Here is a 14,045-nt window from a genome sequence, read left to right on the forward strand (position 1 = left end):
TGGATAGCTCATCGACATGAGCTAAGAAGAACAGCTAGCACGCCCGAACGCGCGCCGACACGGTGCTATTATGCAAAATCCCCATCGGACCACTCTCCGATGGGGATTATTTATTGCAAAAGCCTGCACACTGGACATTTACAGCAACCTTCACAGCCGAATGCAAAACCGCGCAGCCAAACCGCGGCTTCAAACTGCAAAGCACAGCACGCAGCGGATTGAAGATTAAGCGTCCAGCTCAGCCATAACTTCGTCGCTGATGTCTGCGTTGGAGTAGACGTTCTGGACGTCATCGGACTCTTCCAAAGCATCAATCAGGCGGAACAGCTTGCGAGCTCCATCGGCATCGAGGGCGATGGTGGTCTCAGCGCGGTAGTCCTGATCTGCGGAATCGTACTCAATCTCCGCATCAACCAGAGCGGTGCGAACGTTCATCAGGTCGGTGAATGCGGAGACAACCTCGAACTTCTCGCCCAGGTCATTGACCTCTTCGGCACCTGCATCCAGCACAGCCATCAGCAGGTCGTCCTCGGTAAGGTCGCCCTTCGGCAGCTCGACAACACCCTTCTTTTCGAAGAGGTAGGCCACGGCACCGTTATCTGCCATATTGCCGTTGTTCTTGTTGAAGGCCGAACGAACGTCGGATGCAGCACGGTTACGGTTATCCGTCAGGCATTCCACAATCAGGGCAACGCCGCCAGGTGCGTAGCCTTCGTAGACAATGGTCTCCCAGTCAGCGCCGCCGGATTCCTCACCGGAACCGCGCTTGCGCGCACGCTCGATGTTGTCATTGGGAACCGAGGCCTTCTTGGCCTTCTTAATCATGTCATCGAGGGTCGGGTTACCAGCCGGGTCACCGCCACCGGTACGAGCCGCGACCTCGATGTTCTTGATCATCTTTGCCCACTCTTTGGCGCGCTTGGCGTCATTAGCAGCCTTCTTGTGCTTAGTGGTCGCCCACTTTGAATGACCTGCCATCTGCTAGTTCCAACCATCCTCTCGTTAAGACCCACGTAGATGGGAATTCTTCGACTGTTCATTATACAAATTGGTGGGCTAAATTCCGACAAGCTCACGCAAAAAGTACTCGTGCACCCGCGTCTCGCCGGTTGACTCCGGGTGAAAACTCGTCGCCATTGCCGAATTCTGACGCACACCAACAACCGTTCCAGCCGCTTCACCAGCGGTTTCAGGAACTCGTGCCAAAACTTCGACGGCCTCGCCCATTCGTTCCACCCACGGAGCTCGAATGAAGGCCGCATGCACAGGCGGCTCACCATCGGCAATCTTTAGTGTCGGCATATCCAGGTCAGTTTCGAAAGAATCCACCTGCCGGCCAAACGCGTTACGACGAACAGTCATGTCAATCGCGGAAAGGCTAATGGCGTCCGCGCGGGTGTCCAACACTTCGTCGGCAAGCAAAATCATGCCCGCGCAGGTACCGAATACCGGCAGACCACTCGCCAGTGCGTCACGCAGCGGCTTTTCTAGCTCATTGAAGACCATGAGCTTGCTCATCGTGGTGGATTCCCCACCGGGCATAATCAGGCCGCTGAGGCCTTCGAGGTCGCGCGGCAATCGCACTTTTCGATGCGCGACACCGAGCTTGTCAAGAATGTATCCGTGTTCGGCGAAATTGCCCTGCAGGGCAAGAATGCCGATGAGGTCTGAGGTCATTAATCGATGTTCTCGCTTTGAGGATCGAAATTCGCCGCAACTGGCACTGGCTCAACGCCCGGTTCCAGCGTGCGGGTAAGCCCCTCCTGCGTGACGACGGCAACGAGTTCGCCCCTCTGGTTGAAGATGCGACCGTGTGTCAGTGCGCGACCTGCATGTGCAGACGGTGAGATCTGGTCGTAGAGCAACCATTCATCCGCGCGGAATGGACGCATGAACCACATTGCGTGGTCAAGGCTGGCCTCTTGAACCTCCACACCGGGGTGTGGAACCAAAGCCGACGATAGCAGCGTCATATCCGACATGTAAGCAAGGGTGCACACGTGGAATGTCTCATTATCTGGCAGGCGGTCCTTGCATCGGAACCAAACCAGCTGCTGCGATTTCGTGTACTTGTTGTGATCGTATTGGTCTTCCGGAACAACGCGGATGTCCCAATCAGCCCACTCACGCATGAGCAGTTTGCGGGTGTTGGTCATCTGCGATGTATCCGTGACCACATCTTCCGGCTGTGGCGCTCGGCGCATGATGTCCGAATGCTCAATACCGGTGTCCCCCTTGCGGTGGAAGCTGACCTGCATGACAAAGATTGTCCGGCCATCTTGAACTGCTTCGACGGAGCGGTGGCAGAAAGAGCGGCCATCACGAATGCGATTGACCAAGTACACCGTCGGGATATGGGGGCGGCCCGGACCTACAAAGTAGGCGTGGAGTGAGTTCACCGCAAAGGTATTGCCTACCGTCCGCGTCGCCGCCGCAAGCGCCTGCCCAGCGACTTGGCCACCAAAGGTACGTTGGAGAACCGATTCGATAACGGGACCGCGGTAGATATCGCGGTCGATACGCTCGAGGTCGAGTACTTCGCGGATGTCAGACATGATGTTTATTATCTCCGATGCTTGTCGCCTACGCCAGCGGCGTTCGCTTGGGCGAACGCCGCATCGATTTCCTCTCCCAGGAGCGGGGCGAGCGAACGGGCGTAGGCATTGGTCATATGGTCACGGTCGCGGTAGACGACGATATTGCCGATAACCGGGGAGCACCAGCCAAACGGGCAGAACCAGTCGGACGTGTCCACGGATCGTGCCGTCGGCCACTGCGAAAGATATCGGTCAGCGGGGTTGACCGGCTCGTATATAAGGGATCGCGCCACGGCGCACTTGTCCCAGTGATCAGCCTGGCGCATGCACTTGTTTGGATAGAAAGGCTCACCGTGCTCGTCGACAAGGCGAGGATTGTCGCGCAGACCGAGGAACGGGATTCCATGGTCAGCCAACGCAGCCCAGAAAGCGTCGGCGCCGGTGACAATCTGCTCGACTTCGTCGCGTTGCCCACGAGACGACGTAGTACTCATAGAGACAACGAGGTCGGGATCAAGCTCGATGAGACGATCGATTGCGCCTCCGGACCAAACAACGCAGTCACGGTCGACAAGCCACGATGTCCGCACAGTCAGCGGACAGGCTTCGCGCAACATGGTCACCACGCGGAATCCCCGCTGCAGGCCGAGCAAATGCAACGGCTCGACATACGTGTCCGCATGGGAGTGTCCAACGATTGCCACCGTTGTTTGCGCACTAACATCGCCGTAGACGCAGTCTGGGTACTCGTCGGTGGGAGCATCCATCTTTACCAGACATCCGTCGCGCCATGACCGAGTACCGATGTGCTCAGGCAGCTCCGGGTACAGCTCCGTCGGAGGTACATACACCTTGCCGGATGCGGCCATAGCCCCTGGATACACGGCCGGATCCAGCTCACGGGCATCGATCCGGTCGAGATGGGCAATCCACGCCGTGTTGGCGAACAGGCCTGCCACGACAAGAGTGCCGATAACCGCCGTCGCCGCAATCTTTGGTTTGCGAACGGTATCCGACGCTTGAACGGCCAACATATCACGGGTGCGACGTGGCCCCTGCTCTTGCAAAGGCCTTTCGATGTACCTATTCGTCGCATCGGCGAGCAGAAGGGACAGGGCAATGACCAAGACACCGAGCCACGCCGGCACGTCCCAGTTGCCGGTCGCATGGGAGATCAGAATCAGCAACGGCCAATGCCACAGGTACAGCGGATAGGCAATGCGGCCCAGCCACTGCATGAAGTCGGACTGTAGGACATCGCTGGTGCGTCCCGTGCCGTTAGACAGGACAATGAGCGTGGCACCACCGATTGGCAATAATGACAGGGGGCCCGGAAAGGCCGTCGTGTCACGGATGACAAAACCCGTCACCACCATCATCACGACGCCGACAAACGAGGCGACACCGTTGAGCTTCGCGGGCACCTGAAATTTGTGTCCGCACACGGCGAGAACGCCACCGAACGTCATCTGCCACAGACGTGTCCATGTCGAGTAGTAGTCGGCCATTCCTCCGTACAGGCCACCGCGGGATGCCCATGCGAAGGACACGATCGTCACTACGATGAGAAGCGGACCGACAAGCCGCGTGCGGAAGAAAGGCCATACGACGCACAGCGATCCGACGAGGATTGCCATGAGATAGAACTGCCCCTGCACCGACATAGACCACAGGTGCTGCAGCGGGCTTGGTGTCGTCGTTGCAGCGGCATACGCGGCATCCTGGGCGATAAGTTCCCAGTTGAGCACGTAGGTCAAGGCCGCTCGAACTTGCCTGGTTATTTCCTCCGAAATCCATTCGGGGGCAAACAAGAACATGATTAGCGCCGCCCCGGCCATCGACATCACCAGCGACGGCACAAGACGGCGAATGGTTCGCAGCAGGGGCCACAACGGATTGGCCAGTGCTCCCGGGCGACCCGCGTAACGAATCTGAGAGCCGAGAAAAAAATATCCGGCCAGCATGAGAAACACGTCCACACCACCGGAAACCCGGCCGACAAAGACGTGGAAGATGACTACGAGGGCGATGGCGAGGCCACGCACACCATCCAAGTCCTTGCGACGCTTGGTCGGTGCCACCGCGGTTACCGCATCGCCTTTTACAGCCATACTCTGTTTACCAGCCACGCTCTGCGAGTCGGTGCGGCTGCGGAATCTCATCAACGTTGATTCCGACCATTGCCTCGCCCAGACCACGGGAGACATCTGCGATGACCTTCGGGTCGTCGTAGTGCTGCGTTGCCTGGACAATTGCCTTGGCGCGCTTCTCCGGGTCGCCGGACTTGAAGATACCCGAGCCAACGAAGACACCCTCGGCGCCGAGCTGCATCATCATTGCGGCATCGGCTGGGGTGGCGATACCGCCAGCGGTAAACAGCACGACCGGCAGCTTGCCGGTCTCTGCGACCTCGCGAACCAGCTCGTACGGAGCCTGCAACTCCTTAGCTGCGACGTAGAGCTCGTCCGGAGCCATCGAGCGCAGGCGATTGATCTCGGCGCGGATGGTGCGCATGTGGGTGACAGCATTGGAAACATCACCGGTGCCGGCCTCACCCTTGGAGCGAATCATGGCAGCGCCCTCGTTGATGCGGCGCAGCGCCTCACCGAGGTTGGTTGCACCACAGACGAACGGCACAGTGAAGTCGAACTTGTCGATGTGGTTGGAGTAATCGGCCGGAGTCAGAACCTCGGACTCATCGATGAAGTCCACGCCGAGGGACTGCAGCACCTGCGCCTCAACGAAGTGACCAATGCGGGCCTTGGCCATAACCGGGATCGACACGGCGTTAATGATGCCCTCAATCATGTCCGGGTCAGACATACGAGAAACGCCACCCTGCGCGCGGATATCGGCCGGAACTCGCTCCAGCGCCATCACCGCGGTCGCACCTGCATCCTCAGCAATCTTGGCCTGCTCCGGGGTAACGACGTCCATGATGACGCCGCCCTTCATCATCTCAGCGAAACCACGCTTGACGCGCGCGGTACCCTGCCCGGAGGTATTTTCAACGGTGCTCAACGAACCCTACTTCCTAAAAGTGATATCAGTTACTTTTTCCCTAGGGAAAAATTCCAATAACACTATAACGTGTCAACTAGACCGGGCTGTTCATTGAGTAGGGTAAAACCCAACTTTTTCCACCGCAATTGCTGGGAATCGAGCCTATACCGGGGGTAATACGTCGGCGACATCGAAGTATTCAGGCTCAGGCGCCGTACCTGCCAGACGCAAAGCGCGTACCCATGGCCTAGAACGCAACGCCTTGGTATCAGTCACCGCATCGTTATAAAAACGACGAGCCAGCTCCAGGCGCGTGTGCGCGTCGGCAAGCTCAATGGCAAGCGTGCGCTCTGGTGGCTGCTGTTCCACCAACGCCACAATGCGCCGCGTCAGCTCATTTTCCGCATCAGCACGCTGTCCTGTGTGAGTCGCGCGGATGGGGATAGCTTCGGCGCGCGCCGTGTCACCCGACAGCTCCGGGTACGCCGAGCGCGCCACCGCTGCCCTCCGCCCCAGGGCCGCTTCCAGAGAGGAACGCGCCAGGTCTGTGCGAATATGCATGCGGTTTAGGCGCGTTGCCGTCGAAGAGGCGATAAGACCGACTACCAGCACAATAATCAGCGCAATAGCCAGGACTACGCCCCAGACTGGAACGGTTACGTTCACCGAAAACCCACTTTCCTTCTTCAACCACGCCTATAGCGGGGCCGCCACGTTACGTCGTAGTGACGACCTTTTCGCCGTCCATGCGCACCGTATCGTACACACGCAAAACGCCGTCGGCGACTCGCGACCAGTCGTACTCCCACGCCCGCTCATGGCCAGCTACGCGCAGCTTCTCCCCCAGCTCGGGCTGTCGCAACAGCTTGACCACTTCAGCGGCCAGGTCCGCAGAGTCGCCGTTTGCAAAATGAAGTCCGAAACGGCCGTCGTCAAGCACGAGTCGGAATGCATCGATGTCGCTGGAAATCACGGGCGCACCCGCCGCCATCGCCTCTACCAGCACAATTCCGAAGCTCTCGCCGCCGCGCTGTGGTGCGATATAGGCGTCGGCGTCGGCGAGAATGGCCGCTTTGGCATCCTCCGACAGCCGTCCGACAAAGTGCAGCACTTCGGCGTGCTTTCCCGCTTTACGACGGGCACCTGCGGCATCACCATCACCGACCACGCAGACCTCAACGTTGGGAAACTCCGCGCGGATTGCGGGCAGCGCCTCCAGGAGCACGTCGAAGCCCTTGCGGGGCTCGTCGAAGCGGCCGAGAAAGACGAGTCGGAACACACCCTGCTTGCGCGGTGGGATTTCCGGCAGCGAGGACGCGGGGAGACAGTTTTCAAAGTCACCGACGCGCACGCCGTTCGGAATCAGAACAGGATCACCACCAAGTTGCTCCACCTGCCAGCGACGTGCGACCTCGGAGACCGCGATGCCTCCTCGAATGCGCTCCAGGTACTTGCGCAAAATTGGCGTAGCCAGCTTCAAAATCAGCGATTCCGTCGCCGCTGAGTGGTAGGTGGCAACGATTGGTCCGACTGCATTAAACAGCGACAGCATTGAGTAACTGGGCGAATTCGGCTCATGGATGTGCAAAATGTCGAAATTGCCCTCATCTATCCAAGCACGCACCTTGCGGTTGGTGCGTGGGCCAAAGGACAGCCTGGCCACTGAGCCGTTATACGGGATGGGAACAGCCGCGCCACCGCGCACGACAAAGTCGGGCACGTCGGCCTTAGGGCTGGCGGGTCCGATAAGGCTGACCTCATGACCGCGACGAATGAATTCCTCGCAGAGGTCGATGGCGTGCGCTTGCACGCCACCTGGAACGTCAAAAGAGTAAGGACAGACCATTCCGATGCGCACGGTTATCTATTTCCTCTTTCGATCTGCCGGCCATAGCGGCTGCATCATGTGCCAATCGGCGGGATGCTGCGCAATGTCCGATTCAAAAATGTTCGCGACATCCTGAACAATATCGTTCAGACTACGATTCTCCGTGGGCACTGGTGGGTGTGCCACAAACCGCCATCCGTCGCGGATGTACGAAAGCCCCGCAGGCACAAGCAGTGCGCCTGTCTCCTGAGCCAGTTTTGCTGCCCCGACCGGCATCGTGGTCTCTTCTCCGAAGAAGGTCACGGGCACACCGCGGCCACCGAAGTCGCGGTCAGACAGCAGGCACACCACACCGCCTTGCTCCAGCCTTTCCTTCAGCTGTGGCATAGCGGGCTGGCCGCCGGTCAGCGGAAGAATCTTAAAGCCCAGAGATTCGCGGTACTCGACGAATGCGTCGTAAAGCACCTCGGGCTTGAGACGCTCGGCGACGGTTGCGAATTGGCCGCTGCGATCGACCAACCACATGCCGGCCATGTCCCAATTACCACAGTGCGGCAGCGGGATGACCACGGATTTTCCGGCCTCAATCTGCTCGGTGAGTTCCGCAAGCCCGATGCTGGTGGCCTGAACTTCGGCGGCGAGTTCAGGTGAGGCGATGGTGGGCAACCTGAATGCTTCTACCCAATAGCGCAGGTACGAGCGCATGGAAGCGCGAATCAGGCCCTGCGGCACTTCATCTGGATGACACCCCATTACCCGCGCGAGGTTTTTGCGCAGCTGGCGCGTTGTCGACGGATTCTTCGCAACTCGGTCGGCAGCAAAGTTACCAAGACCATAGGCCATGCGCTCTGGAAGCAATCCGAAAATCTTCCATCCCGCTAGGTACCCCAGGGCCGCGACATCCTCTTTGGAACGGGGCACGAAGAAGTGTGACATTGGGCTGCCTCCCTTAAAGATGACCGTGGATTAGTTGGCATCAGTCGAGCCGGACTGCTGTGTGGAGTCAGCGTCCGTTGCGCCTGCCGGCGGGGCAATCGCATCCAGCGCACCCGGCTGTTTTGCCACCATGTATAGACGCTGGACGACAGTAAATACCGAACCAACAGCCAGAATCCACATAGCGACATAAATGGAGTAGCTCAGGCCAAGGCCCTGCAAGCCCACGCCGACAAGCCCAATAATCAGTCGCTCAGCGCGCTCCACCAAACCGCCGTTGACTTTCAGACCGCTGGCCTCAGCACGTGCCTTGACGTAGGAAATCACCTGAGAAGAACCCATGGTGATGAGCGTGAGAATCAACAGCGTGGAGTCGGCGTCATAGCGATAGACAACCCAGTAAGCGATGGCACCAAACAGAGCTGCATCGGTGATGCGATCGCAGGACGCATCCAGCGTGGCACCGTATTTTGTACCGTGCCCCTGCAATCGCGCCATGGTGCCGTCGAGCAAATCGAAGGCAGTAAAAATACCCATCAGGGCTGCCGCGGCGAAGAGGTGCCCGGTTGGAATCAGGACAACGGCAATCACGACAGAGATTGCGGTGCCCACCAGCGTGACAGTGTTGGGGCTGATGCCAGCACGCAGCAGCGCTAGTGCCATTGGTTCTACGACTGGCTTAATCGGTTCCCGACCACGCACGCTTAGCATGTGGCATCCTCCTGTTCGAGGGCACGCCAGCCGTCGGCAAGCAGCTTGCGCGTATCACGCAGTGCCTGCGGCAGCACCTTGGTGCCGTCGATGACGGTCATGAAGTTGGCATCGCCTGCCCAGCGCGGAACGACATGCATGTGCAGGTGATCGGCGACGGAACCGCCGGAGGCCTTGCCCAGGTTGAAGCCGACATTGACTGCGTCCGGCTTCGAGACCTTCTTCAGCGTGCGAATTGCATGCTGTGCAAACCGCATCATCTCGGCGGATTCTTCCGCCGTCAAGTCTTCAAGGTTGGCGACCTCACGGTACGGAATCACCATCAGATGGCCAGGGTTATACGGGAACAGGTTCAAGATGGCATAGACCAGCTCACCTCGAGCGACGATGAGCGCGTCTTCATCGCTTTGCTTGGGCAAATCGACGAAGGGGTTTCGCGGCGGCTTTTTCTCATGCACACCACGTTTGGTGATGTAGTTCAGTCGGTATGGTGCCCACAGCCGCGTAAGGCGGTCGGGCTCTCCGTAGCCGCTATCAACATAGACGTTGTCAGACGCCTGCTGTTCTGCGTTTCCCTGCTCGTGTGGCAGCGTTGGCTCTTCGCTTCCCGAGTGATTCACTACCTGCCCCTTCATCGCACAGTCGCGGGACCATCACTTCCCGCGACTGCTTATATTGTCCTGCTGTATTTTACGGTCTCTACCGAGACCTGTGCTGGATTGCCGTTACCGGCATGCCAGATTAGACGGCAGAGACATTTTCCTTATTCGGCTGCTCATTGTTGCGCGAGGAGACCCACTCACAGATGATGTCTGCAGCCTTGTCGACCTCAACACCGTTGATCTGAGTGCCGTCGAGGAAGCGGAAACTGACTGCTCCGGCCTCAACATCGCGAGCACCAGCAAGGATCATGAACGGAACCTTGTTCTGCGTGTGATTGCGAATCTTCTTCTGCATGCGGTCATCCGAGGTGTCCACGTGAGCGCGGATACCACGAGACTTCAGCTTGGCAGTGAACTCTTCCAGGTGCGGTGCGAAATCATCCGCAACCGGAATACCAACGACCTGCTCCGGTGCCAGCCATGCTGGGAATGCACCTGCGTAGTGCTCCAGCAGGACACCGAAGAAACGCTCGATAGAACCGAACAGCGCACGGTGAATCATAATCGGACGCTTCTTGGTGCCGTCCGGTGCCGTGTACTCCAGCTCAAAGCGCTCTGGCAGGTTGAAGTCCAGCTGAACAGTCGACATCTGCCAGGTACGACCGATGGCGTCGCGGGCCTGGACCGAAATCTTCGGACCGTAGAAGGCGGCTCCGCCCGGATCTGGAACGAGGTCCAGGCCGGAAGCATCGGCGACACGCTGCAGGATTGCGGTGGACTTCTCCCAAATCTCATCGGAGCCCACGAACTTCTGCTCGTCCTTCGTGGACAGCTCCAGGTAGAAGTCATCCAAACCGTAGTCGCGCAGCAGCGAAATGATGAAGTCAAGAACGCTGGTGAGCTCTTCTTCCAGCTGGTCTTCGGTGCAGTAGATGTGGGCGTCGTCCTGCGTGAAGCCGCGCGCACGGGTCAGACCGTGAATAACACCGGACTTCTCGTAGCGGTAGACGGTACCGAACTCGAACATGCGAATCGGCAGTTCACGGTAGCTGCGGCCACGCGATGCAAAGATCAGATTGTGCATCGGGCAGTTCATCGGCTTGACGTAGTAGTCCTGCGGTTCCTTGGTGCAGTTGCCGTGCTCGTCGTACTCACCGTCGAGCTGCATCGGCGGGAACATGCCGTCTGCGTAGAAGTCCAGGTGTCCGGACTTCTTAAACAGGTCGCCCTTGGTCACATGCGGGGTGTTGACAAAGTCGTAGCCGGCCTCAATGTGGCGACGACGCGAGTGCTGCTCCATCTCGTTTCGGATGATGCCGCCCTTGACATGGAACACCGGGAAACCGGAGCCAATCTCGTCCGGGAAGCTGAACAGATCCAGCTCAGCGCCCAGGCGACGGTGATCGCGCTTTTCTGCCTCCAGCATGCGGTCAAGGTGCTCATCCAGAGCTTCCTTGGACTCCCATGCGGTGCCGTAGACGCGCTGCAGGTCATCGCGGGACTGGTCGCCGCGCCAGTAGGCTGCGGACGAACGAGTGATCTTGAACGCCGGGATGTAACGCGTCGTCGGAACGTGCGGGCCACGGCACAGGTCGAACCATTCGGTCTCGCCGGTACGTGGATTGACGTTGCGGTAGCCGGTCAGAGTGGTACCAGAACCACCGACATCGACATTGGCCTCATCATCTTCGGAGACGTTACCGGCGGACTTTTCCGTAATGAGCTCAAGCTTGTACGGTTCGTCGGCAAGCGCTTTCTTAGCCTCTTCAGCGGACTCGAACGCAAAGCGCTCAAACCGCTGACCGGACTTAATGATCTTCTTCATACGCTTTTCAATGCGCTTGAGATCTTCCGGTGTAAAAGGCTCAGCGACTCGGAAGTCGTAGTAGAAGCCATTATCAATGGCCGGGCCGATACCCAGCTTGGTACCTGGGAATTCCAGCTGCACGGCCTGAGCCATGACGTGGGTTGCCGAGTGGCGAATGACATCGCGCCCGTCCGGAGTGTTGGCCGGAACGGGTTCGAAGACGGTTTCCACCTCTGGCTTGAAGGACAGGTCCTTGAGGTTGCCTTCCGGGTCGCGGACGCAAACGATGGCGTCAACTCCCTTATTGGGGAAACCCAGGTCTCTCATCGCCTCGCCCGCGGAGACTCCCGCGGGCACGGTAAATGGTGCTGGGGTTGCAAATTCTTCTGACACGGCGCGCGTGTACTCCTTTTCAAAGTGTCTTCGAAAATCACATACCTGGTGACTTTCGTCAGTCGCACACACACTTTACCGCAAAGGCTCTACCTAGTCTTCGAGAAGGTCCTGCGCCCAGTACTCGTCTTCCGAGGTTCCGCGTGGCATGACGAAGACCGCCGATCCAATGTGGAAAATCCACTGATTCATGCGGTCATTTTCAGCCAGACGTTCCTGGATTGGGTGGAACTGCTCCAGTGGATTCTTCTGGTAGCAGATGAACACCAACCCGGTATTGGTATCGAACTTTCCGTCCGACTCCGGCGGCAGGTCGTAGTTGTACACGCGACGCAGCAGCTTCTGGTTCGGGTATTCCTTTGGAGGCATCGCCAGCGCGACGTGGCTGTGCGGATCTGTAAGCGGTAGCCCGTATTCATCCGTCTTCGACAGGTCAACGGTTTCAAACTCGTCCTTGCCGCCGACCGGCGCGCCCGAGCCAATCTCACGGCCGGTAATAACCGTACGGCTCTCGCGGTCAAGAACGTCCCAGCCGGGCAGATCCATCTCAATTCGACGCACGACCATTGCCGATCCGCCGCGCAGCCAGTCAGGGCCGCTATCAATCCAGACCTGCTTGGCAAACTCATCACGAGTATGCGGGTTGATGGTGCCGTCTTTCTGGCCGAATAGATTGCGCGGGGTCTCCCCTTCCTGCAAGGATCCCTGCGCGTGCTGGAAGCCAGTCTGCACCCAACGCACGTCCAGGTACGGCGCGGAGTTGCGAGTCATCATTCGAGCAGCGTGCGACACCATCACTGGGTCATCGGCGCAAATCTGCAGGCAGAGGTCGCCACCACTCCACTCCGGCTTCAGCTCATCATTGCCGTACTCCGGGAGGTCGGCCAACCAATCGGGCTTCTCGCTCTCCTTGTCAATAATCGTGAAGAAGTTCTCACCAAAACCGACCGTGATGGTCAGGTTGGCCGGCGCCACCATCAATTCCGGTTCGAGGTCAGTGCGGCTGGCCTGGCCAGAGGTCATTCGACGCGCATCATCAGTCCACACACGCATCAGGTTGCGCATCCGCTCACGGCCCACGTCCTTCTTGACATCGAAGGACACCAACCACAGGTTCGCCTGTGCCGGTGTTTCAATTCCCGCCTGGTTCGCGCCGTCGAAAGGCACCGTCGCCGTTTGCAGCGGCGGCTTTTCCGGTTCCTCCTGTTTGCGCTCGAGCCCAATTGCGTGAGCTTCTGGAGCTCCGAGCGCCACAGCTGACGCACCCGCCGCGACCCCCAGGCCGCCGAGGAAATGCCTCCTGCTAAAGCCATCGGACATAATGTGCACACTTACCTTTCTGATCACGTCATGCTGGAGCACACTCAGTGATTCGCCGGTAACAGCGTCAAACGCAAAGCGGCTTGTCACCTATCCAACTCGACAGTATCTAATGACTGATTTTAGAAAAACAGAAGCGCCGGAGTTCACAGGACTTTTACACGAATCTGCCCCAACCCCGGCGCTTCTCAGCCAATATTTACAGTCAGTCATCCGCCGCCTACGGGCTCATGCCCGCTTTACGACGGCCCATTGACCTCGCTGCAAATGCAGATCTCGGTGGAATTAGTGGCCCTCGTGGTCCATTTCACCGTGGTCCATGTCGCCACCCATGTGCTCTGGATTGTTTAGGCTTCCGTCGCTGCCGTAGTCCTCTTCACCCGAAGGCTGAACGCGAACCTCAATATCCTGAGTGATGCTCGAACCATCCGAGAGCTCAACGACCAGCTTGTACTCTGCGCCCTGCTCCATGGCTTCATCATTGCCCATAATCATCAGGTGGGTGCTGCCCGGCTGTAGAACAAGCTCACCGTTTGCAGGAATGGTCAGACCTTCCGGCACCTCGAACATCTTGCCGTCCTTGGTGTCGTGCTGCTCGAACTTGGTGCCCTCCTTGAGCCCCTCAATCTTGAAGGAGGAGATCTTGATGTCCTCGTCCGTGTTGTTCTTCAGGACACCGAAGATGCCAGTCATCTTCTTCTCAGCCGACTTTTCCTTAATGTATGCGTCATTAAGCTCTACGGCATCGCCGCTCTGCTCCTGTGCAGAGGTGGACTCAGTAGCGGTAGAGGCAGTGGACTCAGTCGAATCGGCTGCCTGGTTGTCATCAGAGGAGCAACCCGTCAGAGCCAGGGTCAGGGCGGCGGAGCCAGCGATTAGGGCAGACGCAGTGCGGTTGAGCTTCATGG

Annotated in this window: 13 protein-coding genes; all 13 read right to left on the minus strand. The window is 58.5% G+C overall.

All coding sequences use genetic code 11. The features are described 5' to 3' along the window. Positions 1 to 225 precede the first annotated feature (225 nt). Entirely contained in the window at positions 226 to 978 is a 753-nt protein-coding gene (locus Q4E11_RS01035) for a YebC/PmpR family DNA-binding transcriptional regulator (RefSeq protein ID WP_303162834.1), read from the minus strand. A 78-nt stretch (positions 979 to 1,056) separates the two neighbouring features. Further along, complete coding sequence (gene pdxT, locus Q4E11_RS01040) at positions 1,057 to 1,677, minus strand: pyridoxal 5'-phosphate synthase glutaminase subunit PdxT (RefSeq protein WP_303162835.1); 621 nt, start codon at positions 1,675 to 1,677, stop codon at positions 1,057 to 1,059. Next, positions 1,677 to 2,555: an acyl-CoA thioesterase II gene (locus tag Q4E11_RS01045; RefSeq protein WP_303162837.1), complete on the minus strand. Its 879-nt coding sequence runs from the start codon at positions 2,553 to 2,555 to the stop codon at positions 1,677 to 1,679. The genes pdxT and Q4E11_RS01045 overlap by 1 nt, the downstream gene beginning before the upstream one ends. An 8-nt stretch (positions 2,556 to 2,563) precedes the next feature. Then, positions 2,564 to 4,648 carry an acyltransferase family protein gene (locus Q4E11_RS01050; RefSeq protein WP_303162839.1) on the minus strand — a complete coding sequence of 695 codons (2,085 nt, stop codon included), beginning with the start codon at positions 4,646 to 4,648 and terminating at the stop codon, positions 2,564 to 2,566. A gap of 7 nt (positions 4,649 to 4,655) precedes the next feature. Then, positions 4,656 to 5,558: a pyridoxal 5'-phosphate synthase lyase subunit PdxS gene (pdxS, locus tag Q4E11_RS01055; protein ID WP_303162840.1), complete on the minus strand. Its 903-nt coding sequence runs from the start codon at positions 5,556 to 5,558 to the stop codon at positions 4,656 to 4,658. Positions 5,559 to 5,702: 144 nt separating this feature from the next. Next, entirely contained in the window at positions 5,703 to 6,206 is a 504-nt protein-coding gene (locus Q4E11_RS01060) for an NUDIX hydrolase (protein ID WP_303162841.1), read from the minus strand. Positions 6,207 to 6,255: 49 nt separating this feature from the next. Next, the gene (locus tag Q4E11_RS01065) at positions 6,256 to 7,398 is read right to left on the minus strand and encodes a glycosyltransferase family 4 protein (RefSeq protein WP_303162842.1); all 1,143 of its coding nucleotides are present in this window, start codon (positions 7,396 to 7,398) and stop codon (positions 6,256 to 6,258) included. Between the two features lie 6 nt (positions 7,399 to 7,404). Beyond that, the gene (locus Q4E11_RS01070; protein ID WP_303162843.1) at positions 7,405 to 8,304 is read right to left on the minus strand and encodes a phosphatidylinositol mannoside acyltransferase; all 900 of its coding nucleotides are present in this window, start codon (positions 8,302 to 8,304) and stop codon (positions 7,405 to 7,407) included. A 30-nt stretch (positions 8,305 to 8,334) separates the two neighbouring features. Continuing rightward, positions 8,335 to 9,015: a phosphatidylinositol phosphate synthase gene (gene pgsA / locus Q4E11_RS01075; RefSeq protein WP_303162844.1), complete on the minus strand. Its 681-nt coding sequence runs from the start codon at positions 9,013 to 9,015 to the stop codon at positions 8,335 to 8,337. Further along, positions 9,009 to 9,635, minus strand: coding sequence for an HIT domain-containing protein (locus Q4E11_RS01080; RefSeq protein ID WP_303162846.1), 627 nt, complete (start codon positions 9,633 to 9,635; stop codon positions 9,009 to 9,011). The genes pgsA and Q4E11_RS01080 overlap by 7 nt, the downstream gene beginning before the upstream one ends. Positions 9,636 to 9,756: 121 nt before the next feature. Then, positions 9,757 to 11,751, minus strand: a complete 1,995-nt coding sequence (gene thrS, locus Q4E11_RS01085) for a threonine--tRNA ligase (RefSeq protein WP_303163461.1) — start codon at positions 11,749 to 11,751, stop codon at positions 9,757 to 9,759. Positions 11,752 to 11,910: 159 nt separating this feature from the next. Continuing rightward, positions 11,911 to 13,137 (minus strand): Dyp-type peroxidase, encoded by a 1,227-nt coding sequence (locus tag Q4E11_RS01090; protein WP_303162847.1) that lies wholly within the window; start codon positions 13,135 to 13,137, stop codon positions 11,911 to 11,913. A 285-nt stretch (positions 13,138 to 13,422) separates the two neighbouring features. Further along, the gene (locus tag Q4E11_RS01095) at positions 13,423 to 14,043 is read right to left on the minus strand and encodes a copper chaperone PCu(A)C (RefSeq protein ID WP_303162848.1); all 621 of its coding nucleotides are present in this window, start codon (positions 14,041 to 14,043) and stop codon (positions 13,423 to 13,425) included. Positions 14,044 to 14,045 lie beyond the last annotated feature (2 nt).

The sequence above is a fragment of the Corynebacterium sp. genome (genome assembly GCF_030532195.1).
GTDB lineage: Bacteria > Actinomycetota > Actinomycetes > Mycobacteriales > Mycobacteriaceae > Corynebacterium.